The organism is Streptacidiphilus sp. MAP12-33, assembly GCF_041261265.1.
GTDB lineage: Bacteria > Actinomycetota > Actinomycetes > Streptomycetales > Streptomycetaceae > Streptacidiphilus.
Genome location: NZ_JBGCCA010000006.1, coordinates 101,650 through 127,261 on the forward strand (window position 1 = coordinate 101,650; position 25,612 = coordinate 127,261).

Annotated in this window: 23 protein-coding genes; 11 read left to right on the top strand and 12 right to left on the bottom strand. The window is 72.2% G+C overall.

Annotated elements, in window-relative coordinates; genetic code table 11:
• Positions 1-59 precede the first annotated feature (59 nt).
• Positions 60-995 carry a cyclase family protein gene (locus ABH931_RS08625; protein WP_370111492.1) on the top strand — a complete coding sequence of 312 codons (936 nt, stop codon included), beginning with the start codon at positions 60-62 and terminating at the stop codon, positions 993-995.
• Between the two features lie 336 nt (positions 996-1,331).
• Here the strand turns inward: ABH931_RS08625 and ABH931_RS08630 are convergent, their stop codons facing one another.
• The 5 genes from ABH931_RS08630 to ABH931_RS08650 all read right to left on the bottom strand — a co-directional run bounded on the left by ABH931_RS08630 (position 1,332) and on the right by ABH931_RS08650 (position 6,679).
• Complete coding sequence (locus ABH931_RS08630; protein ID WP_370111494.1) at positions 1,332-2,366, bottom strand: GDSL-type esterase/lipase family protein; 1,035 nt, start codon at positions 2,364-2,366, stop codon at positions 1,332-1,334.
• A gap of 43 nt (positions 2,367-2,409) precedes the next feature.
• Complete coding sequence (locus ABH931_RS08635) at positions 2,410-2,859, bottom strand: ATP-binding protein (RefSeq protein ID WP_370111496.1); 450 nt, start codon at positions 2,857-2,859, stop codon at positions 2,410-2,412.
• 330 nt (positions 2,860-3,189) lie between these two features.
• On the bottom strand, positions 3,190-4,080 hold the full coding sequence (locus ABH931_RS08640) for an acyl-CoA dehydrogenase family protein (protein WP_370111497.1): 891 nt from the start codon (positions 4,078-4,080) through the stop codon (positions 3,190-3,192).
• Between the two features lie 3 nt (positions 4,081-4,083).
• Positions 4,084-5,232, bottom strand: coding sequence for an acyl-CoA dehydrogenase family protein (locus ABH931_RS08645; protein ID WP_370111499.1), 1,149 nt, complete (start codon positions 5,230-5,232; stop codon positions 4,084-4,086).
• A gap of 238 nt (positions 5,233-5,470) precedes the next feature.
• Positions 5,471-6,679: an amidohydrolase family protein gene (locus tag ABH931_RS08650; RefSeq protein WP_370111501.1), complete on the bottom strand. Its 1,209-nt coding sequence runs from the start codon at positions 6,677-6,679 to the stop codon at positions 5,471-5,473.
• 99 nt (positions 6,680-6,778) lie between these two features.
• Here ABH931_RS08650 and ABH931_RS08655 point away from each other — a divergent pair, with 99 nt between their 5' ends.
• The 3 genes from ABH931_RS08655 (at position 6,779) to ABH931_RS08665 (ending at position 10,233) form a co-directional block, all read left to right on the top strand.
• Positions 6,779-7,405 (top strand): isochorismatase family protein, encoded by a 627-nt coding sequence (locus ABH931_RS08655; RefSeq protein WP_370111503.1) that lies wholly within the window; start codon positions 6,779-6,781, stop codon positions 7,403-7,405.
• Positions 7,402-8,970: a class I adenylate-forming enzyme family protein gene (locus tag ABH931_RS08660; protein ID WP_370111505.1), complete on the top strand. Its 1,569-nt coding sequence runs from the start codon at positions 7,402-7,404 to the stop codon at positions 8,968-8,970. Before ABH931_RS08655 ends, ABH931_RS08660 begins: the two co-directional genes overlap by 4 nt.
• 156 nt (positions 8,971-9,126) lie before the next feature.
• The gene (locus ABH931_RS08665) at positions 9,127-10,233 is read left to right on the top strand and encodes an alpha/beta hydrolase (protein ID WP_370111507.1); all 1,107 of its coding nucleotides are present in this window, start codon (positions 9,127-9,129) and stop codon (positions 10,231-10,233) included.
• Positions 10,234-10,361: 128 nt separating this feature from the next.
• On the opposite strand, the gene ABH931_RS08670 is transcribed toward ABH931_RS08665, so the two are convergent.
• Both ABH931_RS08670 and ABH931_RS08675 read right to left on the bottom strand, forming a co-directional pair.
• The gene (locus tag ABH931_RS08670) at positions 10,362-12,506 is read right to left on the bottom strand and encodes a CDP-glycerol glycerophosphotransferase family protein (protein ID WP_370111509.1); all 2,145 of its coding nucleotides are present in this window, start codon (positions 12,504-12,506) and stop codon (positions 10,362-10,364) included.
• 61 nt (positions 12,507-12,567) lie between these two features.
• On the bottom strand, positions 12,568-12,966 hold the full coding sequence (locus ABH931_RS08675; RefSeq protein ID WP_370111510.1) for an STAS domain-containing protein: 399 nt from the start codon (positions 12,964-12,966) through the stop codon (positions 12,568-12,570).
• A 192-nt stretch (positions 12,967-13,158) separates the two neighbouring features.
• Between ABH931_RS08675 and ABH931_RS08680 the strand changes: the two genes are divergently transcribed.
• Positions 13,159-13,722: a sigma-70 family RNA polymerase sigma factor gene (locus tag ABH931_RS08680; RefSeq protein ID WP_370111512.1), complete on the top strand. Its 564-nt coding sequence runs from the start codon at positions 13,159-13,161 to the stop codon at positions 13,720-13,722.
• A complete protein-coding gene (locus ABH931_RS08685; RefSeq protein ID WP_370111514.1) occupies positions 13,719-14,798 on the top strand; it encodes a maleylpyruvate isomerase family mycothiol-dependent enzyme in 1,080 nt (359 codons plus the stop codon). Before ABH931_RS08680 ends, ABH931_RS08685 begins: the two co-directional genes overlap by 4 nt.
• A gap of 193 nt (positions 14,799-14,991) precedes the next feature.
• On the opposite strand, the gene purU is transcribed toward ABH931_RS08685, so the two are convergent.
• Together purU and ABH931_RS08695 are read right to left on the bottom strand one after the other, a co-directional pair.
• Positions 14,992-15,843 (bottom strand): formyltetrahydrofolate deformylase, encoded by an 852-nt coding sequence (gene purU / locus ABH931_RS08690; protein ID WP_370111516.1) that lies wholly within the window; start codon positions 15,841-15,843, stop codon positions 14,992-14,994.
• 43 nt (positions 15,844-15,886) lie between these two features.
• A complete protein-coding gene (locus ABH931_RS08695) occupies positions 15,887-16,339 on the bottom strand; it encodes a hypothetical protein (protein WP_370111518.1) in 453 nt (150 codons plus the stop codon).
• Positions 16,340-16,578: 239 nt separating this feature from the next.
• Here ABH931_RS08695 and ABH931_RS08700 point away from each other — a divergent pair, with 239 nt between their 5' ends.
• Positions 16,579-17,802, top strand: a complete 1,224-nt coding sequence (locus ABH931_RS08700) for an ABC transporter substrate-binding protein (RefSeq protein WP_370111520.1) — start codon at positions 16,579-16,581, stop codon at positions 17,800-17,802.
• A gap of 44 nt (positions 17,803-17,846) precedes the next feature.
• Here the strand turns inward: ABH931_RS08700 and ABH931_RS08705 are convergent, their stop codons facing one another.
• Together ABH931_RS08705 and ABH931_RS08710 are read right to left on the bottom strand one after the other, a co-directional pair.
• Complete coding sequence (locus ABH931_RS08705) at positions 17,847-18,857, bottom strand: hypothetical protein (RefSeq protein ID WP_370111522.1); 1,011 nt, start codon at positions 18,855-18,857, stop codon at positions 17,847-17,849.
• A gap of 129 nt (positions 18,858-18,986) precedes the next feature.
• On the bottom strand, positions 18,987-20,366 hold the full coding sequence (locus ABH931_RS08710) for a transcriptional regulator (RefSeq protein ID WP_370111524.1): 1,380 nt from the start codon (positions 20,364-20,366) through the stop codon (positions 18,987-18,989).
• A 284-nt stretch (positions 20,367-20,650) separates the two neighbouring features.
• Between ABH931_RS08710 and ABH931_RS08715 the strand changes: the two genes are divergently transcribed.
• Positions 20,651-21,361: a bifunctional DNA primase/polymerase gene (locus tag ABH931_RS08715; RefSeq protein WP_370111525.1), complete on the top strand. Its 711-nt coding sequence runs from the start codon at positions 20,651-20,653 to the stop codon at positions 21,359-21,361.
• Between the two features lie 563 nt (positions 21,362-21,924).
• Here ABH931_RS08715 and ABH931_RS08720 read toward each other — a convergent pair.
• Positions 21,925-22,608 (bottom strand): metal-dependent transcriptional regulator, encoded by a 684-nt coding sequence (locus tag ABH931_RS08720; protein WP_370111527.1) that lies wholly within the window; start codon positions 22,606-22,608, stop codon positions 21,925-21,927.
• 191 nt (positions 22,609-22,799) lie between these two features.
• On the opposite strand from ABH931_RS08720, the gene ABH931_RS08725 reads away from it, so the two are divergent.
• The 3 genes from ABH931_RS08725 (at position 22,800) to ABH931_RS08735 (ending at position 25,561) form a co-directional block, all read left to right on the top strand.
• Positions 22,800-23,549 (top strand): sugar isomerase domain-containing protein, encoded by a 750-nt coding sequence (locus ABH931_RS08725; protein WP_370111528.1) that lies wholly within the window; start codon positions 22,800-22,802, stop codon positions 23,547-23,549.
• Positions 23,550-23,711: 162 nt separating this feature from the next.
• Complete coding sequence (locus ABH931_RS08730; protein WP_370111530.1) at positions 23,712-24,629, top strand: DUF4231 domain-containing protein; 918 nt, start codon at positions 23,712-23,714, stop codon at positions 24,627-24,629.
• Positions 24,630-24,658: 29 nt separating this feature from the next.
• Positions 24,659-25,561 carry an alpha/beta fold hydrolase gene (locus ABH931_RS08735; RefSeq protein ID WP_370111532.1) on the top strand — a complete coding sequence of 301 codons (903 nt, stop codon included), beginning with the start codon at positions 24,659-24,661 and terminating at the stop codon, positions 25,559-25,561.
• Positions 25,562-25,612 lie beyond the last annotated feature (51 nt).

Sequence of the window (25,612 nt, forward strand, 5' to 3'; positions counted from 1 at the left end):
CTGACGGACCGTTAGATTCTTGCCGATGGGAAGTCCCAGGGGAAGAGGAGGCGAGGACCGTGCCCGCACCGGCCGAGTTCGACGAGTTCCGTGACATCGCCAAACGCGTCAACAACTGGGGGCGCTGGGGCGCCGACGACGAGATCGGCACGCTCAACCTGATCACCCCCGCGGTGGTCCGCGCCGCGGCGGCCTGCGTGCGCACCGGCAGACGCTTCCAGCTCGGCCTGCCGCTCCAGCAGCAGGGCGTGCAGACGGGGATGATCCCCGGCCGGGTCAACCCGCTGCACACCATGGTCGCCCTCAACTACGAGATGTTCGGGCCCGGCGCCATCGCCACCAGCGACGACGTGGCCACGCTCGGCCTCCAGGCGGGCACCCACTGGGACGGTCTCGGCCACGTCAGCCACGGCGGCCGGATCTACAACAACCGGCCGGCCGACAGCATCAACGCCCAGGAGGGCGCGACCCGCTCGGGCATCGAGAAGGTCGGCGCGCTGGTGACGCGCGGGGTGCTGCTCGACGTCGCCCGCCCGCACGGGGCCGGCCGCCTGCCCGGCGACCACGTGGTCACCCCCGAGGACCTGGACGCGGCCGAGGCGCAGGCCGGCGTCACCGTCCGGGCGGGGGACGTCGTGCTGATCCGCACCGGCCAGATGCAGTTCTACCTCGGCGGCGACCGGGACGCCTACGCGTTCCCCTCCCCCGGTCTGGGACTGCGCTGCCCTGAGTGGTTCCACGCCCGCGACGTGGCGGCCGTCGCCAACGACACGCTGGTCTTCGAGACCTTCCCGCCCGAGGTCGACGGCCTCTACCTGCCCGTCCACGCCCTGGACCTGGTGGAGATGGGCATGATGCAGGGCCAGAACTGGAACCTGGAGGCGCTGGCCGCGGACTGCGCGCAGGACGGCGTGTACGAGTTCCTGCTCTCGGCGCCGCCGGAGCCGTTCACCGGTGGCGTGGGCGCGCCGGTGGCGCCGGTCGCGGTCAAGTAGCGCCCGCGCCGCGGGCGAACGGGCGGCGGAAGGTCGGATGGCGGGGCGCCGTGCGCGGATTACTCCACGCGTCACGGCGCCCCGCCACCAGCCCCCGACCCGTGGCCGGGGGTGCCCCCGTCGGCGCCGAACGTGCCCTGAAAACCGGCGCCGACACGATTCGCACTCGTCAAGGAAGCGGACAGCGCGAAGGCTGGGCGCGCCCTTGGCGTCCCCTCGCAACGAATCGCTGAATCCAAGCGTGATCAGACGGACACGTCACGTCAATGGCTTGTCGTGAAGTCGCATTGGTTGCGTACGGTTTGAGCCTTCATCTGTTCGTTGTCGACGACCGCGTCAGAGCACGCCGCAGAGATCGGCGTAGCGCCGGCCCATCTCCTGCTGGTGATCCGCGTCCGGATGCAGGCCGTCCGGGAGGACGCCGCGCGCCGCGTCGGCCCCGGAACACAGGTCACGGCCGTCCACCCAGGTCAGCGCGGTGTCACCACGCTTCCGGCGCAGTTCCACGGCGTCGTGCAACTGCTCCCGCAGGGCACTCAGGGTCAGATCCCCGAATGCCTCGGACATTCCGTCCGCCAGTTCGGACTCACGCCATCCACCGAACACCGGACCGACCACGGCCACCGGAACCCCGGGCTGCCGGGAGCGAATTTCAGCCAACAAGCCGTGCACGGCCGGAAGGAACGTTCGCTCGCGCAGAGCGGCCGAGTTGTAGACATTAATACCGAGTTCGAGGGTGATGAATTCGCTCGGGCGGTTTGCCAGCATTCGCCCGACAAGTGGGTCCAGCAGACAGGCTCCGCCGTAGCCGAGATTGGTGAGATTGCGGCCCAGCAGACGCGCGGCGGTGGCCGGCCAGGTCTGCGTCGGGGTGGCCCGGTAGCCGTGGCTGATGCTGCTGCCGTACACGGTCCAACGCGGCCGCTGGTCCGGGAGCGGGTGAAGGGACGCACCGTCGAGGGCGCGGACGCCCCGGAGGCGGACGGCCGGGAGGATCGGCAGCGCGATCTCGATGTCCTTCCGGCCCGGCGGCAGGCCGCCGAAGACGGCCCCCGCGACACCGAGCGCGGTGGACCGGACCGGCTCTCCGTCCACGCAGAGGTCGCAGCGGGCCTCGAAGACCGGCCCGCCCTGGAGTTGCACCGACTCGGCGTCGAGCAGGATCCGCGTGGACGCCGTCCGGAGCCGGACCCGCACGCCGCTCGGGCACATGGCCGGCAGCACGAGATCGCGGTGGTGGAGTTCGAGGTCGGCGACGGGCAGGCGCCACGGCATCGCCCAACGCTGGTCGTGGGCCCACTCCACGTCGATGACGCCCTCCAACGCGCGGACGGTCGCCGCGGCGTCCCACGCATCGGGAGAAACGTTCATGCGCCATGCCTTCCCGTAGGACGGGAGGATCAACCGTGCGCGGTCAACGAATTGTCATGCCCACGGGGGCGGCCAGGTCCTCCTGCTCCTCCCGCTCTTCGGGAAGCAGCTCGCACCACACCCGCTTGCCGCTGCCGTCCGGGAACCAGCCCCAACGGTCGGTCAGGACGCTGACGAGCTCCAGCCCGCGCCCGCCCGTCGCCTCGTCGGGCGCGCACCGCTGCGCCGGCGGCGTCTCGCTCGCGTCGGTGACCTCGACGCGGACCGGGCGGCGCTCCGCGTCCGCGCCCACGGGGAAGACCAGGCGCAGCACGGCCGGCGAGCCGGTGTGCACGACCGCGTTGGTGACCAGCTCCGACACCACCAGCACCAGCGTGTCCGCGAGGGACGCGTCGAGGTCGAACCCGCAGCCGGTGAGGCGGCTGCGGGCCCAACGCCGCGCTCTGCCGACCTCGGCGGGGTCGGCCTGCACCGCCGTCTGGACTTGAAGCACCTGTGCCTGAACCTGCACCTGTCACACCACCCGTGTCAGCGGGATCAGCCGGGCCGGACCACCGCGCGAGCCGCGAACCGGCGCGTATACGGACAAGAATGATCCGCCCCGAGGGCCGGGAGCATGGTCTTCGGGCATATTCCAGCCGAGGGAGCACCCAGGGGTGCATACTGCCCCGGCCACCGCTCTCCCCCCGGAACCCGGTCCGGGGACCACCGGACCGCCGCGGGTGGACTGCTTGCTGCGCACCCCCGTGAGCGTAACCGAACCGTGCCGCGACGCCGGGAAACCGAGCGGCGTCGCGGCAAAAACACCCTTGCGACACCAGTACTAGAGCCGTCCGGCGAGAACGTCGAGACAGCGGTCGCGGTCGGCCACGGCCTGCTGCCAGGCCCAGGCGCGCTTGAGCAGGCGGTGCACCCTGGCCTCCCAGGTGAAGCCCATCCCGCCGTGAACCTGCAGGCAGTCGCGCGCGCCGTGGACCGCGGCCTCGTCCGCGAGGAGCTTGGCGCCCGCGATCTCCGCCTCGTCGCCGGCGACGGCCGCGGCGTACACCGCGACGCGGGCGAGCTCGGCGCGGGCCAGCATGTCCGCGCACAGATGCTGGACCGCCTGGAAGGCCCCGATCGGTTGTCCGAACTGTTCGCGCGTGCGCGCGTACGCGACCGCCTCGGCCACCGTCCGGGCGGCGAGGCCCGCCTGCAGGGCGGCGGTCAGCAGCGCCCCCTCGGCCGCGACGCGCCGCGCCCCGGGCGAGTGCTCGCCCAGCGGGAGCACCCCCTCCAGGCGCCAGAGCGGCCGGTCCGGGTCGACGGCCGGCACCGGCGTCGCGTCGAGTCCGGCGGCCGGGAGGACGGCGAGGGAGTCGTCCGGGTGGAGCAGCAGGACGTGGTCGAGCGTCGGCAGGTCCGGGACCAGCACCGAGCCGCGCGCCGGAACCCGCACGACCTCGGCCCGGCCGCCCACGCCGAGGACGGCGGCGGCGAGTTCCGTCCCCACCAGCGGCCCCGGCAGTACGGCACGCCCGGCCTCCTCGAAGGCGAGCACCGCCTCGGGCAGTCCGAGGCCCAGACCGCCCGCCTGCTCCGGCACACGCAGCGAGAACAGCCCGACGTCCTCCAGCTCCCGCCAGCTCGCCGGGTGGTCCGGACCGCGATCGGTGAGCAGCTCGCCCAGCGCACGCCGGAGCTGGTGCTGGTCATCCGTCACTTGGAAGTGCATCGGTCAACGCCCCTTCGGCAGGCCCAGGATGCGCTGGGCCACGATGTTGCGCTGGATCTGCGAGGTCCCGGCGGCGATGGTGTAGGAGAGCCCCTGGAGCCGCTGCGCCGCCCAGGGCCCCTCCAGCAGCGCGTCGGCGCCGAGGATGCGCGCCGCGACGTCGTAGAGGCGCTGCCGCGCCTCGCTGAACCGCAGCTTGAAGACGCTCCCACCGGCTCCCGGCACCCCGCGCGCGGCGGCCTCCGAGACGTTCCACTGCACGAGCCGCCAGAGCGCGGTGAACTCGGCGGAGAGCGAGGCCAGTTCACGGCGGATGCCGGCGTCGTCCCAGGCGCCGCCCGCGCGTGCGACGCGCGCGAGTTCGCGCACCTCGCGCTGGCAGGCGACCGCCTCGGAGGCGAAGGCGGTGCCACGCTCGAAGGAGAGGGTGACCATGGTGACCCGCCACCCGTCGTTCTCCGCGCCGAGCCGGTTGCCGACCGGGACGCGCACCTCGTCGAGGAAGAGCTCCGCGAACTCGGTCGTCCCGGCGAGCGTCCGCAACGGCCGGACGGTGACGCCGGGGGCGTCCATCGGCATGGCGAGCCAGGTGATGCCCCGGTGCTTGGGCGCGTCCGCGTCGGTGCGCACCAGCAGTTCGCACCAGTCGGCGACCTCGGCGTGGGAGGTCCAGATCTTGCTGCCGGTGACGACGTACTCGTCGCCGTCCCGGACGGCGCGCGTGCGCAGCGCGGCCAGGTCGCTGCCCGCGTCGGGCTCGCTGAAGCCCTGACACCAGATCTCGTCCCCGCGCAGGACGGGCGGAAGGAAGCGGGCGCGCTGCTCGGCGGTGCCCTCGGCGGCGATGGTGGGCCCGGCGTGCAGCAGGCCGACGAAGTTCGCCCCGACATAGGGCGCACCGGCGAGCTCGGTCTCCTCCAGGAAGATCAGGTGTTCCGAGGGGGTGGCACCGCGCCCGCCGGCGTCCACGGGCCAGTGGATGCCGGCGTACCCGGCGTCGAAGAGCCGCCGCTGCCACGCCGTGTCGTAGGCCCGGCGCCCGGGCCAGTCGCCGGGATCCGGCGCGGCGGGCAGCTCCGGGAGGGTCTTGCCGAGCCACTCGCGCAGACGCCGCCTGAAGTCGGCCTCCGCGGGAGTATCGCTGAGCTGCACTGTCGGCACTCTCCTTTGGTTGCACCCGCCAGGGGCGCGGGGCTCTGCCCGATGAACTGCGTGCGCGAGCAACCCACCCCAGGGGGGTGGCCCTGTCCGCTCGGGATCTCACGGTCGTGGGAGGGGGTCCCCCGGCCGAAGGCTGGGGGATTGTCGCGCCGACGCATGGGGCACCTCCCGGCCGAAGGCTGGGGCAGGAACCGCGTATCGGCAGAGCCTCGCGCCCTGGCTGGTGCGGCTAACGGTCGAGGTCGAGCTCCAGCATCCTGATCGCGTTGCCGCGCATGATCTTGTAGATGACGTCCGCCGGCAGCCCCCTCACGTGGTCCAGGGCGACGGCCTTCGTCTGTGGCCAGGTCGAGTCCACGTGCGGGTAGTCCGTCTCGAACGTCACGTTGTCGATCCCGACCCGCTCCAGCGAGGCCACGCCGTGCTTGTCACGGAAGAAGCACGCGAAGATCTGCCGGTAGTAGTACGTCGACGGCGGCTCGGGGATCAGATCCCGCACCCCGCCCCAGGCGCGGTGCTCGCGCCACACGTCGTCCGCGCGCTCCAGCGCGTACGGGATCCACCCCATCTGGCCCTCGCTGTACGCGAGCTTCAGCCGCGGGTAGCGGACCAGCACGCCGCTGAAGAGGAAGTCCGTCATCGAGGCCATGGCGTTGTTGAAGCTCAGCGTCGCCTGCACGGCGGGGGGCGCGTCCGGGGAGGCGGCGGGCATCTGGGAGGAGGAGCCGATGTGCATGCAGACGACCGTCCCGGTCGCCTCGCACTCGGCGAAGAACGGGTCCCAGTAACCGGTGTGGATGCTGGGCAGCCCCAGATAGGTCGGGATCTCGCTGAAGCAGACCGCGCGGACGCCCCGCGCCGCGTTCCGCCTGATCTCCGCGACGGCCAGCTGCACGTCCCACAGCGGGATCAGGCACAGCGGGATCAGCCGGCCGCCGCTGTCCCCGCACCACTCCTCGACCATCCAGTCGTTGTAGGCGCGGACACAGGCGAGGGCGACCTCCTTGTCGCGCGCCTCGGCGAAGGTCTGGCCGCAGAAACGCGGGAAGGTCGGAAAGCACAGGGACGCCTCGACGTGGTTGTTCTCCATGTCCTCGATGCGCGCCTTGGGGTCCCAGCAGCCGCGGCGCATCTGCTCGCGGGTGATGCCCTCCAGCGTCATCTCGTCGCGGTCGAAGCCGACGGCGGCGATGTTGCGCTTGTAAGGGAACTGGAGGTCCTCGTAGATCCACCAGTCCGTGGGAGGGCCGTCCGGATCCATCGTGATGCGGTACTTGCCGCCGATGTACTCCAGTTGGCCGATGCCCGCGGTCAGCGCCTTGGGACCCCGGTCACGGTACTTGGCCGGCAGCCAGGTCTCGAAGAGGTGGGCCGGCTCGATGACGTGGTCGTCGACGCTGACCACCATCGGCAGTTCGGCTTCGGCAGAGCTTTCCATTGCGGGCTCCCTCTCCACGACCCTTTACCTGACGGTGCGTCAGATTCAGACTAGTGACGGACCCCTGAAGCGGCAAGCAAGCAACCGAGCGAGGACCGGATGGCGGTAGGACTACGGCGACTTCTCGACCCGGCGCACACGGCCGTGGTCACCTGCGAGTGCCAGGAGGCCGTGCTCGGCGAGAAGGCGGTCTTCCCCGCCCTCGCCGAGGCGGCACAGCAGTCGGGACTGGTCGGCAACCTGCGGCGGCTGTGCGCCGCAGCCCGCGGCGTCGAGACGCCCGTGGTGCACTGCACGGCCGAACGCCGCGCCGACGGGCGGGGCGGGAACAGCAACGCCCGCCTCTTCGCGGCGGCCGCGAGGGCGGCGACGCCGTTCGACCCGGCGCTCCACCCCGGCCTCGGCGCGGACCCGGACCGGGACTTCGTGCTGCCGCGGCTGCACGGTCTCGGGCCGTTCCAGGACACCGGGCTCGCCTCGCTGCTGCGCAACCTGGGGACGACCACGCTCGTCGTCACCGGCGTCTCGCTCAACGTCGCGCTGCTGGAGCTGACCCTGGGCGCGGTCGACGCGGGGCTACAGGTCGTGATCCCCACCGACGCCGTGGCCGGGACCCCGCCGCAGTACGCGCAGGCGGTCCTCGCCCACACCCTCGCGCTCGTCGCGACGCTCGCCACCACCGACGACGTCATCGCCGCACTCACCGCACCCGGGAGGGACCTGTGACCATCACCGAAGCCGGCAGCCTGTGGGACCTGCTGGAGCGACGCGTCGCGGCGACCCCGGACGCGCCGATGCTGATCCAGGCCGCCGAGGTGGAGGGTGAGCCGGACCGCAGGCTCAGCTTCCGGGAGGTGCGCGACCGCGCCGAGCGGGTCGCGGCGGGGCTGCGCGAGGCGTACGGGATCGAGGACGGCACGCCGGTCGCCTGGCAGCTGCCGACGCGGATCGAGACGGTGCTGGTCTCGCTCGCGCTGTCGCGGCTCGGCGCCGTGCAGACGCCGATCATCGCGATCTACCGGGGCGCGGAGGTCGGGCACATCCTCGGCGAGTCCCACGCGCGGCTCTACCTGGTGCCGGGGGTCTGGCGCGGCTTCGACTACGTGAAGATGGCCGAGGAGCTGACCGGTGGCTGGGCCGAGCCGCCCGCCGTCCGCGTCCTGTACACCGACGCGGACCTGCCCGACGGCGACCCGGCCGTGCTGCCCCCCGCGCCTCGCGCCGACCTGGACGACACGCACACGCCGGTCCGTTGGGTCTACTACACCTCCGGCATCACCTCCGCCCCCAAGGGCGCCCGGCACACCGACCGGACCCTGATCGCGGGCGGCGGCGGCTTCGCGCACGCGCTGGACATGGGCCCGCGGGACGTCGGGTCCATCGCCTTCCCCTACGCGCACATCGGCGGGCCCGACTACCTGGTGGCACTGCTCGTGTACGGGTTCCCCGCCCTGCTGGTGGAGGTGTTCGCCCTCCCGGACGTGCTGCCCGCCTACCGCCGCAACGGGGTGACCATGGCCGGCGGCAGCACCGCCTTCTACTCCGCGTTCCTCGCCGAGCAGCGCAAGCTGCCCGCGGGCGAGCGGGTCGTCCCCACCCTGCGCATCCTCTCCGGCGGCGGCGCGCCGATGCCGCCGGAGCTGTACCGGGAGGTGACCGAGGAGATGGGCGTGGTCCTGGCCCACGGCTACGGCATGACGGAGGCCCCGGCGATCTGCATGGGCTCGCCCCGCGACACCCCCGAGCAGCTCGCGTACACCGAGGGCCACCCGGTGCGCGGCTGCGAGGTGCGGGTCGTGGACGGGGAGGTGTGGCTGCGCGGCCCGATGGTCTGCCGCGGCTACACCGACGCGGCGCTGACCGCCGAGGCCTTCACCGCCGACGGCTGGTTCCGCACCGGTGACCTCGGCCACGTCCGGCCCGACGGTCACGTCCGGCTGACCGGGCGGCTCAAGGACATCATCATCCGCAAGGGCGAGAACATCTCCGCCAAGGAGATCGAGGACCTGCTCTACCAGGACCCGCGGGTCGGCGACGTGGCGGTGATCGGCCTGCCGGACCCGGTGCGCGGCGAGCGCGTCTGCGCGGTGGTGGAGCGCAGGGCCGGCGTGGAGCCGCCGACCCTGGCCGAGGTCGCCGAGCGGCTGCGGGCGGCCGGGCTCATGACGCAGAAGATCCCGGAGCAGCTGGAGGTGGTGGACGCGCTGCCCCGCAACGAGACCCTCCGCAAGGTGCTGAAGCACCGCCTGCGGGACGTGTTCGCGGCCCTCCCCTGGGAGGAGCCGCGGTGACCCCTACCCCCTAGGGGAAGCCCCCGCCGTTCGGATGTGCGGACTTCATCCGCTGGTATGAAGAGGTTTTTTCGCTGGTAGGTAGGCTCGGAGGAGCTTGTCTTTTCCACCCGTTAGTCGCACCCGGAGACGGGGGAGTTTCCTGAAGGGGCGGCGATGAGTCTCACCGGCACACCTTTCTTCGTGCTGACCATCATCGTGACAATCAGCGCACTGGTCGCGCTTTTCGTGTTCTGGAACCGAATACCCGGGCCCAGACCGGCCCGCGTCGGCGGCCGCCTGGGCCTGGCGCTGTTCAGCCAGCTCACGGCCGTGGTCGCGGTGATGGTCTATGTGAACAACAGCATGGGCCCGTTCTACGAGAGCTGGAGCGACCTCTTCGGCGGCAGCAGCGCGCCGCCGGTGACCACGGCGGTCGGCGGCGGCCAGCACGGGCGAGGCGGCCCGTCGAGCGACGGAAAGCTGCAGTTCACCCAGTACAGCCCCGGCGTGATGAAGGTCCGCACGATCGGTGCGAAGTCCGGGATCGACGGCAGCGTCTACGTGTGGCTGCCGCCGCAGTACCGCGACCCGGCGTACGCGCAGACCGCGTTCCCGGTCGTCGAACTGCTGCCCGGCACGCCCGGCACGCCGCAGGCGTGGTTCGGGACGATGCGGGTCCAGGACGAGATGCAGAAGCTGATGGCCCAGGGCAAGGTCAAGCCGATGATCATGGTCTCGGCCAAGCTGAACACCCTCGGTGGCAACACCGACGCGGGCTGCGCGGACATCCCCGGCACGGCGAAGACGGCGACGTGGCTCGCCGAGGACGTGCCCACCCTGGTCCGCCACAACTTCCGGGCCACGAAGGACCCGGCGGGCTGGGGCATCATGGGCTACTCCGCGGGCGCGTACTGTGCGGTCAACCTCACCGTCCAGCACCCCGAGACCTTCCACTCGGCGGTCAGCCTGTCCGGCTACAACACGCCGGAGTCCCCGCTGGTCACCCGCGACCCGGCGCTGGCCCGCGCGAACAACCCGTACCTGCGGCTGAAGGAGGCGAAGCAGCAGCCGCCCGTCTCCTTCCTGATGGCCGGCAGCCTCCAGGACCAGGGCACGGTCCCCGCGGCGCGAGCCCTGCTCGGGATCCTGCACCAGCCCGGCGCGAGCCGTCTGCTCACCGTCCAGCGGGGAGGCCACACCCCGGACGTCTGGCGCGCGATGCTGCCGGAGGCCCTCACCTGGCTGTCCGCACGGACGGCCAGCGAAGGCGCACCGAGTTAGTTGCAACCCCCAGGGGCACGAGGAACTGCGCGAGAAACCCACCGCAGGCGGATGGCCCTGCCCGCTCGGGATCTCAAGGCCCAGGGTGGCTTGTCGCGCAGTTCCTCGCGCCCCTGAGGTACGTGCAGCTACTTCACCGGGAAAACCTTGCGCACGACGCGCTCTGCGGCGTGACCGTCGTCCCAGGGGCAGAACCTGGCGCGGAAGGCGGCGCGCAGCTTCGTCGCGTCCGGGGAGTCCCAGCCGCCGTAGGGCTGGAGGACCGAGGCGAGTTCCGCCTCCGTGCGCGCGACAGCGCCCGGCGGTTCGGCCATGAGGTCGAAGTAGACGCCGCGGATGCGCTGGTAGTCGTCCCAGTCCGGGGCGAAGATCACGACGGGGCGGTCCAGGACCGCGTAGTCGAACATCGCCGAGGAGTAGTCCGTCACCAGGACGTCCGCCGCGAGGTAGAGGTCCTCGACCACCGGGTGGGCGGAGACGTCGATGACGCCCGCGTCGGCGGGCAGGCCCGCGTCGCCGTAGAAGTAGTGGGCGCGCATGAGCACCGTCGTGGCCGGGCCGAGAGCGCGGGCCAGGGCGACCACGTCCAGGGCCGGGACGAACGAGTCGTGCTGCTCACGGTGGGTGGGCGTGTAGAGGACGACGCGGTTGCCGGCCGGGACACCGAGCCGCTCGCGGATCGCGGCGATCTCGACCGGGTCCGGGTCCGCGAGACGGTCGTTGCGGGGGTAACCGGTCTCCAGGACCTCGTACGGGCCCGGATAGGCGCGGCGGAAGGACTTCGTGGAGTGGGGGTTGGGCGAGACCAGGTAGTCCCAGCGGGCCACGTGCTCCAGCAGCCGGTCGAAGTCCATGCCGTCGGCGGCCAGCGGGCGGTCGCGCAGGTCGAGACCCAGGTACTTCAGCGGGGTGCCGTGCTGGGTCTGGACGTGCACCGAGCCCGCGCGCTTGGTCGTGGTGTGCGGGAAGTTCACGTTGTTGACCAGGTACTTGGCCGTGGCCATCAGCTTCAGGTAGCGCGGTGTGTTGGCCAGCACGTACGGGACGCCGTCCGGCAACGCGGCCGCCTGGGCGGGGGTGTTGACCACCCAGACGCCCTTGACCTGAGGGGCGAGCTCACGCATCGACGCGTAGATCGCGGCGGGGCTGCAGCTGTAACCGCGGTACCAGTAGGCGGCGTAGACGGCGAGGTTCTCGTCGATCGGCAGGCGCCGGTACGTCTCGTACAGTCCGCGCCGGCCCGCGCCGCGGACGGCGCGCTTGACCGTGCCCGGCAGCGTGCGCGGCAGCGCCTGCAACGGGCGCAGGCGCTGGTAGGCGCCCCACGCGCCGCGCTCGACCAGGCGGTACTGGACGCCGCGCAGGCCCTTGGGGAAGGTGTGGCCCGCCGGGCGGTGGCGCCGGAAATGCGCGGTGATCTTCTGGAAGAAGTCCTGCCGGAGCTCGTCCGGGACCAGGCCGGGGGTGTCCAGGATGGTGACCGCCTGCTTGACCGTGCGGTCGAAGACCAGCCGGCACAGGCTCGGGCCGATCTCGGGGCGCCGGTCCAGGAAGGCGAAGATCGCGTCGTACTGGGCGAAGGCGTCCGCGTGCTTGGGCGAGGCGGTGTTGGTGATCGCCCCGGCGCGCTGGCGGCGGTAGAAGTAGACGTCCCGGTCGAGGTAGCTGATCGTCCGCGCGGACAGCAGCAGCGGGTAGGTGACCGAGATGTCCTCGTAGTAGCCGGCGCCGAAGTGGACGTCGAGCGAGGCGAGGAACTCGCGGCGGATCACCTTGTTCCAGACCGACATGATCATCTGGAGCAGGCCGGGCCGCTCCGCGAGCGTGAAGGTCTGCGGCAGCGGCGGCTCGACCAGCAGGCGGCGCCAGGTGTCGGGCTCGGTGGCGCCGTCCGGGTAGACCCGGGCGAAGCCGGTGATCAGCACGTCGGGCCGGTCCTCGGCGAGCCGCGCGGCGATCTCCTCGACGGCCCCCTCCGCCAGCCAGTCGTCGCTGTCGACGAACCAGACGTACTCGCCGGTCGCGACCTTCAGCCCCTCCTCGCGGGCGCCGCCGAGGCCGCGGTTGGCGGCCAGGTGCGTGACCTTGAGCCGCCGGTCGCGCGCCGCGTAGGCGTCGAGGATCTCCCCGCTGCCGTCCGGGGAGCAGTCGTCGACCGCGACGACCTCCAGACCCGGCACCTTCGACGCGAGGATCGAGTCCAGGCAGCGCGGCAGGTAGTCGGCGACGCCGTAGACGGGCAGCACGATGCTGAGGGAGACGGGCGTGGTCACGGCGGTGCTGCTCCAGGTCGCGCAGGGGTGGTGCCCCCGACTCTACTGGGGCCGGGCCGTCCTACTGCGGCCTGTGCTCGCCCCGGGTCTGTTCGACCACCGTGAAGAGCCGGTGCACGCCCAGCGCGGCGAACACCCGGTGCACCTGGGAGGGGATCGCACCGGGGGGAAGATCCGTGCGCGGCAGCACCAGGCGCAGCTCGCCGCCGCAGGACCGCAGCAGCCGGCGCGCGCCGATCAGCACGCCCACGCCGGTGGAGTCGCAGAAGCGCACCTCCGCCAGATCCACGACCACGCGACGGGAGCCCTCGGCGACAGCCTCGCGGACCGCCTCCCGGACCCGGCCGCCGGTCCCGAGATCGAGATCGCCGTGGACCCGCAGCAGCACCCAGCCGTCGCTCTCCTCACGCTCCACGCTCAGTGTTGTCATCACGGCGTCACGCTTCTCCTGCATGTTCATGATGAGCCTTCAGGGCTTTCAGATTAGCGGCGCTCGTCGGGGATCTGACACTCCGTGCCATCGTGCCTGGCATTTAGTTTCCTCAAACATCCGGTCGACACACACGAGCGGCGCTAGATTTCGTGTGAGGGTTCCTTGGCGATTCCTTGGCCATGTTGTCGACAGCGCGGAACGGGCGGAGCGGTGGTGCCGATGTCGAGTCCCGCACCGATCCGCTGGGACCGCCAGATCCAGCGGCGGCTCGCCCGTGGCGAGGAGTCCGCGCTGGGCGAGCTCTACGACCAGTTCGCCCCGCTCGTCCACGGCCTCGCCAGCCGCGTCCTCGCCGACCAGGCTGCCGCCGAGGAGATCACCCAGGCCGTCTTCGCCCACGTCTGGGAGCACCCCGAGAGCTTCGACCCGGCGCAGGGCTCGATGCGCTCCTGGATCGGCACGCTGACCCACCGCCGTGCCGTCGAGCGCCTGCGCCGCGAGGCGGCCGGAGCGGGCCCGGACGGGGACGAGCAGGGCGGGCCGCTGGAGCCACCCAGCGTGGAGGAGGAGGTGCTGGCCGCGGCGACCGCCGCCCGCGTCCAGTACGTCGTCTCCTCGTTGCCGCAGGCGCTGCGCGAGACGCTGCTGCTCACCTACTTCGGCGGCCGCACCTACCGGCAGGCCGCGAAGGAGCTCGGGATCGCCCCCGACACCGCGAAGCACCGGATGCGGCTCGGCCTGCAGTTGCTGGCCGGCGCGCTGTCGACGGAGCCGGCCCGGTGAGCGCGGGGACGCCTCCGGCGCCTGAAGGCGGACCGGGCGGGCTGGACGGCGCCGTCCACGAGGAGCTCCGCTCGATGCTCGGCGCCTGGGCGCTGGACGCCTGCGGCGCGGACGAGGCCGTGCGCCTGGAGGCCCACCTCGCCTCCTGCGCCGCCTGCCGCGAGGAGGCGCACCAGCTGCGCGACGCGGCGGGCTGGCTCTCCGCGGACGAGCCGCTCGACCCCGAGCCCAGCCTGCGCCGCCAGGTTCTCGACGGCTGCCTCGGCGTGCGCGAGCCGGCGTTCCGCGTGCCCGCGTACGCGGAACCGTACGTCGCGGAGAGCGCCCGGCTGGACGCGCTGCTGCGGGATCTCGGCGAGCTCGACTGGCTGGAACAGGCGACGCTGCGCTGGCACGGCGGGGCGGTTCAGCGGCGGCCGGCCGAGGTCCTCACCCACCTCACGGCGGTGGACGGGGTGCTGGCCCGCGCGCTGGGTCTGCCCGACCCCTCCGAGGGCGACGACCTGCTCGAACGCGACGCCCGCCTCCGCTCCGCGCAGACCGGGCGTCCGCCCACGACGGTCCGCGCGCTGTGGCGCGCCCAGACGCGCTCCATCGTGGAGACCGCGGCGCTGGCCGCCGAGGATGTGGCGGAACGATTCGTCGACTACGGGGCGTTCCGCATCCCGGTCGCGGACTCCTTCCTCGACCGCGCCTTCGAGTGCTGGATCCACGCGGAGGACATCGCGGAGGCGGTGGGCTACCCCTACAACCCGCCGCGCGGCGCCCACATCCGAGCCCTGATCGGGCTCGCGGTGCGGCTGCTGCCGGTTGTCTTCGGCGGGGAGCCGGGGGCGGGCCGGATGGTGAAGCTGATCATCGAGGGCCGCGGCGAGAGCGAGTGGCTCATCCCCCTGGACGACCCGGCGACACCCTGCGACACGGAGCCGTCGGCGACGGTGGCGATCGACGGCGTCGAGTTCTGCCACCTGTGCGCAGGGCACCGCGACCCCCACCGCATGCCCGTCGGCATCAAGGGCGACCGCGAGCTCGCTCGCGCGCTGCTGGCCGCGGCCCGGCTGCTGTCACGGCCCTGACGCCTTCGCTCCCGCAGGTCGTTGCACCTTCAGGGGCGCGAGGCTCCGCTCGATGAACTGCGCGCGCGAGGAAGTCACCGCAAGGCGGATGGCCCTGCTCGCCCGGGATCCGACCGCACAGGCTGGCTTGTCGCGCCCCGCGGCGGAGCCGCATATCGGCAGAGTCCCGAGCCCCTGAGGCGGCTACGCCGCCTCAGGCGAAGACGACGGTGCGGGAGCCGTTGAGGAGGACGCGGTGTTCCGCGTGCCACTTCACCGCGCGGGCGAGCGCCTGGCACTCGGCGTCGCGGCCCAGGGCCACGAGGCGTTCCGGCGTCACGTCGTGGCGGACGCGGACGACCTCCTGCTCGATGATCGGGCCCTCGTCCAGCGCCGCGGTCACGTAGTGGGCCGTCGCACCGATCAGCTTTACCCCGCGGGCGTGGGCCTGGTGGTAGGGCTTGGCGCCCTTGAAGCTCGGCAGGAAGCTGTGGTGGATGTTGATCGCCCGCCCGGCCAGGGCCTTGCAGAGGTCGTCGGAGAGGACCTGCATGTAGCGGGCGAGGACCACCAGGTCCACGGCCTCCTCCTCGACGATGCGCAGCAGCGCCGCCTCCGCCTCCGGCTTGGTGTCCGCCGTCACCGGGATGTGGTGGAACGGGACGCCGTACGAGCCGACCAGTTCCTCGAAGTCGCGGTGGTTCGAGACGACGCCCGCGATCTCCACCGGCAGCGCGCCGCTGCGGGCGCGGAACAGGAGGTCGTTGAGGCAGTGGCCGAACTTGCTGACCAGCAGCAGGACCCGCATCCGGGCGTCGCCGGAGTCGATCCGCCAGTCCATGCGGAACGCGTCGCCGGTCGCGGAGAAGCTGGCGCGCAGCTTCTCCAGGGTGACCGGGGGCTCCGCCGAGAAGTGGACGCGCATGAAGAAGAGGCCGCTGTCCGGATCGCCGAACTGCTGGCTGTCGACGATGTTGCATCCGGTGATGAACAGGTAACTGGAGACCGCGTGGACGATCCCCTGCTTGTCGGGACAGCTCAGGGTCAGGATGTACTGCTCGGCCATGCGGCAACTCTGCCACAGAGGGCCGTCGGCACGTCCCGCCGTCTCACGCTCCGGCGGTGCGGGTGAGAATGCCGAGCATGGCGAGCGAACGGGGGGCCGCGTCCGGGTCCTCGCCGTCGGCGAGGGAGAGGCGGGCGTGGGCGTCGCGGCAGGCGCGGACCGCCTCGGGCCAGGCGTGGTGCTGGAAGTACGCCGAGGCGGGCGCGTCGGGGCCGACCTGGTGCATGATCCGCAGGACCCGGAGCACGGCGGTGTCGACCGCCGTGGCCTCGGCGGAGTCGCGGAAGATCGAGCCCACGTACTTCTCCGCGGACCAGCGGTCGAGCCAGGTGTCCTCGACCAGGCGGTAGACGGCGTCGGTGACGTCGCCGTAGCCCTCGCGACCGGGCGCCCAGCACTCCTGCTGGAATCGCGGGTCGCCGAGCATGTGCAGCGCGGAACGGACCCGGGCCCGCCAGCGCCACCAGGGAAGGTCAGTGAGCGGCATGGCGCCCATCCTCCTGGAGCGGGTGCCCGTTCGAGAAGTCCTTGACGTATCGTGCGCGGCCTGCATGAGACCCGATCCTACGTTCTACGCGCGTCCTTACCTCCTGTTCACCTTGTTGTGACCCTGCGTTCCCCCTGAGTCCCCTGCCGCGTCCGGACGCGCGGCAAGGGTGAGCAACCGTACGCATTCCGTTGTGCGGGGAGGGCACGGTACTGATGAGGTCCAAGGGAGCTGATACCGCCAGGCGGTTGCGCCGCACCGGAGCGGCGCTCGCCGCGACGGCGCTGCTCGGCGGGGGGCTGAGCGGCTGCGGGGGCGACGCCAGTGCCGATCCCTCGTCACCGGTCACGGTGATGACGTGGGCGCCGATGAACGGCCAGCCGGGATCCGAGCCGGGCATGCCGGCGCTCGCCCAGGCCGTCGCGCAGTCCTTCAACGACAACGGTGGCGTCGCCGGCCACCCGCTCAAGGTGATCACCTGCAACGAGCAGAACACCGCCAACGGCGCGATCGCCTGCGCCAACCAGGCCGTCGCCGCCAAGGCCGTGGCCGTGGTCGGCTCCGCGAGCGCCTACGGCGACCAGTTCATGCCGCTGCTGGAGTCGGCGGGCATCTCCTACATCGGCGGCTCCGGGGCCTCGAACTCCGAGTTCTCCTCGCCCTACTCGTACCCGGTCAACGGCGGCTTCCAGACGCTGCTCGTCGGCAACGGCGAGCAACTGGCCGAGTCGGGCTGCCGCCGGGTCGCGATCGTGCGCCCGGACACGGCCGTCGGCGACTCGATGTACACGTTCCTCAACAACGGCCTCGCCAAGTACAACATCGTCGCGAAGGACGTCCCTGCCGCGCCCGGCCGCACCAACTACGACCAGCAGGTCGCCAAGGCGATCGGCACCGACCGGACGCACGACTGCGTGACCACCGCGCTGGACGCCGCCTCGACGCAGACCTTCATCGACGGCTGGCGTCAGGCCGCGCCCGCGCACACGCGTCTCGCGGCGCTGATGGGGAGCTTCCAGCAGTCGCTGGTCGACAGCACCGGCGGCGCCGACGGCCCGCTGGAGGGCGCGCTCGCCACCGGCTGGTACCCGCCGGACAGCAGCCCGGTCTGGAACCAGATGCACGCGGTGATCAAGAAGTACGCGTTCACGAACAACAGCATCAACCCCACCGACCCCGGGGTGGAGACCACCTGGATCGCCTACGAGGTCTTCAAGAAGGTCGTCGACGGCATCAAGGGCAGCCCCGTCACCGCTCAGACCGTCCACGCCGCCTTCGACGCGACCGGCCCGGTCAGCACCGGCGGCGTGACGCCCCCGCTGGCCTGGCAGGCCGGGAACCTGATCAGCCTCGCGGCGACCCCCCGCACGGTCAACACCGACGTCACCTTCCTGGTGGTCCAGAACGGCGAGCTCACCGAGAGCCACGCCGGCCTGGTCGACGTCTCGGGGCCGCTCACCGCCGGCAACTGAGACAGGCACCCGCCCCGCGGCGGGTGCCTGTTCCACGGCGGGGCTCAGAGCTGGGTGTAGGCCTTCGGGGAAAGGTTGTTCGCCGCGGCGATCCGGTTCCACAGTTCCGCGGCCTCGCGCTTCGCCTGCGTCGCCTCGCTGCTCGCGCCGACCGCGGAGGCGTACTCGCCGTCCTGCTTGGCGTGGTGCTTCTTCTGGCAGCCCGGGGCCGCCTGCGCGGCCCACGCCGCGTAGTGCAGGTCGGCCTGCTGGGACGCGTTCCATCCGGCGGTGAGCTTGGTGACCAGGTCCTGACCGGACGGCAGCGCGTCCACCTGGAGCTGCCCGAGCTGGGTGACCAGGTTGGCGCGGTCCTGCGCCGCCGTGGTGAGGGTCTGCTGGTCCTGCTGCAGTCCCTGGCAGTGATTGATGGCGTCGACCGCGGCGATGACCGCCTGACGGTTGCTCGCCGCCTGGTCCAGCAGCCCGCTCAGCTTCGTCGCCTGCGCGAGCTGCGCCGCCTTGTCGCCGGTGTGGTCCGCGCCGGCCGTCGCCCCGTGCTTCGCCGGGCCCTTGCCCGCCTGCGCGCCGGACCCCGAGGAGCCGCCGCTCAGCAGCGCGCCCAGACCGATGCCGACCACCGCGCAGACAGCGACCACGGCGATGCCGAGGGTCCGCATGGACGGGCGGTTGCGGTGCGGGTCCTCGTCGTAGGAGCCGTGGTCGCCGTACTGGTCGTAGCCACCCTGGTCGTAGCCGCCGCCCTGGTCGTAACGGGGCTGGTCGTAACCGGGCTGGTCGTAGCCGCCCTGCTGGTAGCCGCCGTACTGCTGGGTCTGCGGCTGGGGCTGCTGCGGGAACCCGCCCTGGGCCGGGTACGACTGCTGCATCGGCTGGGTCGCCTGCGGGTACGGCTGTGCCTGGGGCGCGGGCGGCATCGGCGGCAGGTACTGCGTCGCGGCCGCCTGGCCCTCCGACGGCTGGAGCGGGGCGCCGTACGCTGCCGTGGGCCCACCGTCCGGACGGAAGAGATCGTCCGGGGTGATCTCGTCGGGGTTGGGACGACGATGGTTCACGCGCTCTTCCTTCGGTGGGCGGCGCTCAGGACGCGGGACACGCTACCCGTTCACACCAACGGGTGACCATCCTGGGGGACCGCTCCCACCGGTCCCCCGCGTCCACGCCACCCGGCCGTCGGCCCCGGCTCAGGCGGCGGCCTCCGCCATGGCACGTGCCTGGAACTCCTGTACGGACCGCTGGTTGCGGTACGGCTCCAGCATCCGCCGGAAGTCGTCGAGGTACTCCGCGCCGCGCGCCGAACGCAGCCCGGACATCAGCTCCATCGCCCGCGCGCCGGTGTCGCAGGCCTCGTCCACCTCGCGCAGTTGGAGCTGCGCGATGGCCAGCAGGACCAGGTCGACGGCCCGACGGCGCACCCGCGACTCCGGGTGGCCGCGCAGCGCCTCCCTGGCCTGCCGGGCACTCTGCCGCGGCTGCACCAGATCGCGGTGGCAGTGCGCGAGTTCGTCGGCGAGGTAGGCGTGGTCGAAGTGGCCGATCCAGTCCGGGTCCTCCTCGGGGCGGCTGTGCTCCAACTGCTCCAGCGCCTGGCCGGCCACCGCCTCGCAGCTGCGGCTGTCGCCGAGCAGGGCGTGTCCGCGCGCCTCGGCGGCGTAGAACATCGCCATGGCCGTCGGGGTGGCCTGGCCGCGGGCGCCCTCCTGCGCGGCGCGCGCCAACTGCGCGATCTCGCGCGGGTTGCCGAGCGCGGCGGCGAGGTGGCTCATCGAGGAGGCCAGCACGTAACCGCCGTAGGCGCGGTCATCTGCGGCCTGGGACAGCCGCAGTGCCTGGATGTAGTACCGCTGGGCCAGCCCGGGCTGGCCGGTGTCGATCGCCATGTAGCCGGCCAGCTCCGTCAGCCGGGCCACCGCGCCGAAGAGCTTGCGGCCCGTCTCCTCCTTGTACGCGCCCGCGAGCAGGCCGGAGACCACGGAGTTGAGGTAGTGCACCACCACGGGCCGGACGTGGCCGCTGCCGAACCGGTGGTCGAGGTCCACCAGCATCTGCGTGGTGGCCTGCACCGCCTCGACGTCCGCGAGGCCCACACGCGGTCCGCCGGTGCGGGCGACGGAGAGGTCGGGGCCGGTGATCAGCCAGTCGCGGCTGGGCTCGACGAGCGCGGCTGCGGCGACTGACGCACCGCTGAGGAAGTCCCGGCGGCCGACGTCACTGCGCCACAGCTCGGCGACGTGCTCGACCGCGTCGGCGAGGTGCGGCGCGAACTGCAGGCCCACGCCGGAGGCGTGGCTCTTGCCGTCCGACATGCCGATCTCGTCGACGGTGACGGCGCGGCCCAGCTTGCGCCCGATGGCCTCGGCGATGACGGCCGGGGCCTGTCCGCGCGGTTGCTGGCCGCGCAGCCAGCGGGCGACCGAGGTCTTGTCGTACCGCAGGTCCAGTGCGTGCTCGGCCCCACAGAGGTTGACCCGGCGGGCCAGCCCGGCGTTGGAGCAGCCGGCCTCCTGGATCAGTGCCTGGAGCCGTTCGTTGGGCTGTCGTGCGACGAGCGGTCTGGCGGCCATGGACGTCACTGCCTCCCCTGGAGAGTCGGAGGTCGCAGGACAGGAGCATTCCCCTGATGCGTTCCGGTGATGCGTCACGAGGTGTCAAGAGCGGTCAATGGCTGGGAAAGAGCGACATTGGGCCGACTGCCGACCAGCGTAGCGAAGCATCCGGGGCACACCTACCCGCTCACCCCGGGTGCACCCCCCGTGCGCCCCCTGGCGTGCAACCGCGCGCCCCACCCCGAGCGTCCTGGACGGCGACTTTTACGGATCACCCGTAACCCCAGCTCCGCCGCCGAGTTGTGCAGCACGTGGAAGACACCCTGGGAGCCACCGAGCAGGAAGGCCGCGTCGACGCCGGAAGGGGCGCGCGGGATCTGCTGCTGCAGGCGGCGGTCACGTATGCGGAGGAGCGGCACTGGGAGGTCTCCCCCGGTGCCTGGCTGCTGGAGGGCGACGGCCCGCCGCGCTGCTCCTGCGGCGACCTCGCCTGCCCGATGCCGGGCGCACACCCCGCGACCCGCGACTGGACGCGCCGCGCGAGCTCCGGCCCCGGCGTGGTGCGGCGCTGGTGGACGGAGAATCCCCAGGCCTCGATCCTGCTGCCGACGGGCCGCTCGTTCGACGCGATCGACGTGCCGGAGGTGGCGGGCTGCCTGGCGCTGGCGCGCATGGAGCGGATGGGCCTGCAGCTCGGCCCCGTCCTCGCGACGCCGGGTGGCCCCGGGCGCGGGCGTCGGCTGGTCTTCCTGGTCCTGCCGGGCGCACTGCCCAAGCTGCCGGACATGCTCCGCCGCCTCGGCTGGGGCCCCGGCCGGCTGGACCTCGTCGGTCACGGCGAGGGCGGCTGGGTCGTCGCCCCGCCCACCCGTATCGGCCTGCTCGGCTACGCGCAGTGGGCCCGGGAGCCCACCACGCTGAACCGCTGGCTGCCGGAGGCGGCCGAGGTCATCAACCCCATCGCTTACGCCTGCGGCCGAGAGGCGCCGCTGCCCGCTCACGCGGGGCAGTAGCAGAGCCCGGCAATCCCCTGTGCCCCCGAGTCCCGCGGTGTCGCTTCCGCGGTCGACCGGGGGCACAGTCATGTCCGTGACGGTTGAGGCTACCCGCTCGAAAGTGTGGAAAAGCCCCACTTTCGAGTGACCGGGCTCAAGGATTGCGGCGTTCTGCCGAGGAAATGAATTCCTGCGTAAGCGCCGAACCCGCACGAGAGGAGCACAGGGCGCACACCAGGGGGCGCCCGGAGGGGAAGCCGGGCACGGTTCGGGGGTTCGGGGCGGGGAAGGAATATGGGGGCAGGCGAGGGGTCTCGGCGCTCGGGGAAAAGAGCCGAGACCCCTCGCCCCCTTTTTTTGCACTGCCGCCGGTTGCACCGCCAGGGGCGCGGGGAACTGCGCGAAAATCCCCCAGCCTTCGGCCGGGGGGACCCCCTCCCAGGGCGGTCAGATCCCGTGTGAGCAGGACCATCCGCCTCGGGTGGGTTGCTCGCGCCCACGCAGGGGGCACCTCCCGGCCGAAGGCTGGGGGAGGAGCCGCACGTCGGCAGAGCCCCGCGCCCCTGATGGCGCTACGCGCCTCAGGCCTTGGCGACGAAGACGTGGGCGGCGATGTCCTTGCCGAGTTCCGCGGCCTCGCCGCCGCTGCCGACGAGGACGCCGCCGGTGGACTGCGTCACGTTGACCACCGCGCCGGGCTGCACGCCCGCCCGGCGGAGGGTGTACATCAGCTGGGCGTCCGTCTGGATCGGCTCGCCGATCCTGCGGACCACGACGCTGCGGCTCTCGCCGCCGCCCACCAGCTCGTCGAGGGTGACCAGGACCTCGCCCGCGTCCGCCGGGGCCTCGCCGAGCTCCTCCAGGCCCGGGATCGGGTTGCCGTACGGCGACTGCGTGGGGTGGCGCAGCAGCTCCAGCACGCGGCGCTCCACCGCCTCGCTCATGACGTGCTCCCAACGGCACGCCTCCGCGTGCACCTGCTCCCACTCCAGGCCGATCACGTCGACCAGCAGGCACTCCGCGATGCGGTGCTTGCGCATGACGCGGACAGCCAGCTTGCGGCCCTCCGCCGTCAGCTCCAGGTGGCGGTCGCCGGCGACCGTGAGCAGGCCGTCGCGTTCCATGCGGGCGACGGTCTGGCTGACCGTGGGCCCGCTCTGCTCCAGGCGCTCCGCGATCCGCGCGCGCATGGGGACGACGCCCTCCTCCTCAAGCTCGAAGATCGTCCGCAAGTACATCTCAGTGGTATCGATCAGACCAGACATCGGACCGCGGGCTCCGTTCCTCAAATGTGCTCCGGTCGCGCTTCCGGACGCCCTCAATTCTTACGCATCGGACGGACAACCCGGGCGGGCCGTTCATCAGGCGGCCTGTGATGTTGACAGCGGGACCGCGGACCCACCACCGTGCACACACAGATCCGATCCAGTCTGCTACTCAGGGGAGCCGAAACCCGATGAGCGATCTCGCCGGTCAGTACCTCGACGCCGCCATCGCCCACCTCCAGCGGATCAAGGACGAGGAGTCCGCCGGTATCGAGGCGGCCGCCGAGGCGCTGGCCCGGACCGTCCGGGAGGGCGGCCGGATCTTCACCTTCGGCGCGGGGCACTCGTCCCTCCCGGCCCAGGACGTCGTCTACCGGGCCGGAGGCCTGGTGCTGATGAACCTGCTCGCCGTGCCGGGCGTGATCGGCGTGGACGTCGTGCCGGCGCACCTGGGCAGCGCGCTGGAGCGCGTGCCGGGGCTGGCGACGGCGACGCTGGACGCGGGTCCGGCCCGGGCCGGGGACCTGCTGTTCGTGATCTCGCTCTCCGGCCGCCAGGTGATGCCGGTCGAGCTGGCCCGGCACGCCCGCTCGCGCGGCCTGACGGTGGTCGGTGTGACCTCCCTGGCCTACCCGGCCCAGGTCACCTCGCAGCACCCGGACGGCCTCTACCTCAAGGACGTCTGCGACCTCGTGCTGGACAGCAAGATCGCCGTCGGCGACGGCGAGCTCACCGCGCCGGGCGCGCAGACCACCTTCGGCCCGGTGTCCACGCTGACGACGGTGGCGCTGATGCAGGCGGTCGTCGCGGTCGCGGTCGGCAAGCTCGCCGAGGCGGGCCTCACGCCGCCGCTGTTCCGCTCCGGCAACGTCGACGGCGGCACGGACTGGAACGCCAAGCTGATGGCAGAGCACAAGGACCGTATTTTCTACGCCTTCTGACGCAGCATCACCGCCTTACGCGGACCGCCGCGCTCCGCTCGTCGATTCAGCGCATACGTGTGCTGTGCACGGACGCTGGGCAGGTTGACACTGATTCAGGACCGGATCCGGTTCAGTCAGTTGTGGTCAGTTGCGGCGTGCGAGCGCGAGGGGGCGTCGGCCATGGTTCAGATCTCTGCCCGGGAATTCCGCGAGGACGGTCTCATCCCCGAGCCGTACTCCACCATCGACCGGGTGGCGGTGAGCGAACAGCAACGCGCCACCCGCTGGTACGGCGGCCAGATCCTCGCGCTGTTCGCGGCGTCGGCGCTGGGGATCGCGGACTGGCACGCCGACGGCCTGGACATCTCCCCGGCCCTGTCCGTCGCCGCCTTTCTCGCCGCCTTCTACTACTGGAGCCGGCTGCGGGCCAAACACCCGCAGACGCTCTGGTTCGAGAGCCGTGCCGCCGCCGAGGCGATCAAGGGGCTGGCCTGGCGCTACACGATCCGCTCGCGCCCCTTCGACGGCCCGGCCTTCTCGCCCGACGCCGACGAGCAGTTCCTCGACGAGCTGAGCGAGGTCTTCGAGATCTACCGGGGCCTCGGCGTCATCGACGCCAAGGCCAAGCCCGCGATCAGCGCCGAGATGTCCCGGCTGCGCAGCCAGGGCCTCGCCGTGCGCCGCGAGGTCTACCTGCGCGAACGGGTCCGCTCCCAGCGCGTCTGGTACGTCGGCAAGGCCGACGCCTACGACAACAAGAGCACCGTCTGGTCGATGGCCACCCTCGCCGCCATCTGCTTCGGCTTCGCCCTGGCGCTGCTCCAGATGTTCGGCGCCCTGCACTTCCACGCCCTCGGCACCTTCGCCACCCTCGGTGCCGCGATCACCGCGTGGACCCAGCTCAAGCAGTTCCGCCCGCTGGCCGCCGCGTACCGCGTCGCCGCCAAGGAGCTGGAGCAGATCGAGAACCGCCTGACCAGGCTCAATCCGGCCGAACCGGGCGCGGAGGAGCTCTGGTCCCGCCTCGCCCGCGAGGCGGAGTCGACGCTCGCCAAGGAGCAGGCCGTCTGGCGTGCCCGCAGCGACCGCAGGATCTGAGACGACATGTAGACGCGTAGAGGAGCAAGGTGACGTCCATCGAGGTCAAGGCACGGGACGGCCGGACACTCATGGCGGCGACCTGGGGCGACCCCAGGGGCGCGCCGGTCTTCCTGCTCCACGGCATGCCCGGGAGCAGGCTCGGGCAGCTGCCGCTCGAACGGATGCTGATCCGGCTGGGCGTCCGCGTCGTGACCTACGACCGCCCCGGCTACGGCCAGTCCGAGCGGCGCCCCGGACGGCTGGTGCGCGACGCCGTGGAGGACGTGGCGGCGATCGCCGACCGGCTGGAGGTGGAGCGTTTCGGCGTGGTGGGCCGCTCCGGCGGAGCGCCGCACGCGCTCGCGTGCGCGGCCCTGTTGTCGGCCCGGGTGGTCCGCACGGCCGCGCTGGTGGGCCTCGCCCCCCGGGACGCCGAGGGGCTCGACTGGTACCAGGGCATGACGCCCTCGAACATCGCCGCGTTCCGCGCGGGCGAGCAGGGCCTGCACCGCGTCGGCCCGCTGCTCGCGGCCCGCCTGGTGGACATGCGCGACCAGCCGCAGCGGATGCTGGAGGCGCTGCGCCACGAACTGCCGCCCGCGGACCTCTCCGTGATCGCCGACGCGGGCCTGCGCTCAACGCTGTCGCGCAACTACGCGGAGGCGCTGCGCGCCGGGGTCGGCGGCTGGGTCGACGACCTGCTGGCCTTCCTCCAGCCGTGGGGGTTCGACGTGGCGGACATCCGCGGGCCGGTGGACATCTGGCACGGCGAGGACGACGTCTTCTCCCCGGTGGACCACTCGATCTGGCTGGCGCGGCACATTCCGCACGCCAATCTGGTGCTGGAGAGCCGGGCCGCGCACTTCGAGGCGTGGCGCCTGCTGGCCGACATCCTGTGCCGCATCGCCCTCAAGCAGCCCATCCGCCCAGGCCTCGCCGACCCGGCCTGAGTCAGTTGCACTACCCAGGGGCGCGGGGAACTGCGCGAGCAACCACCCGGG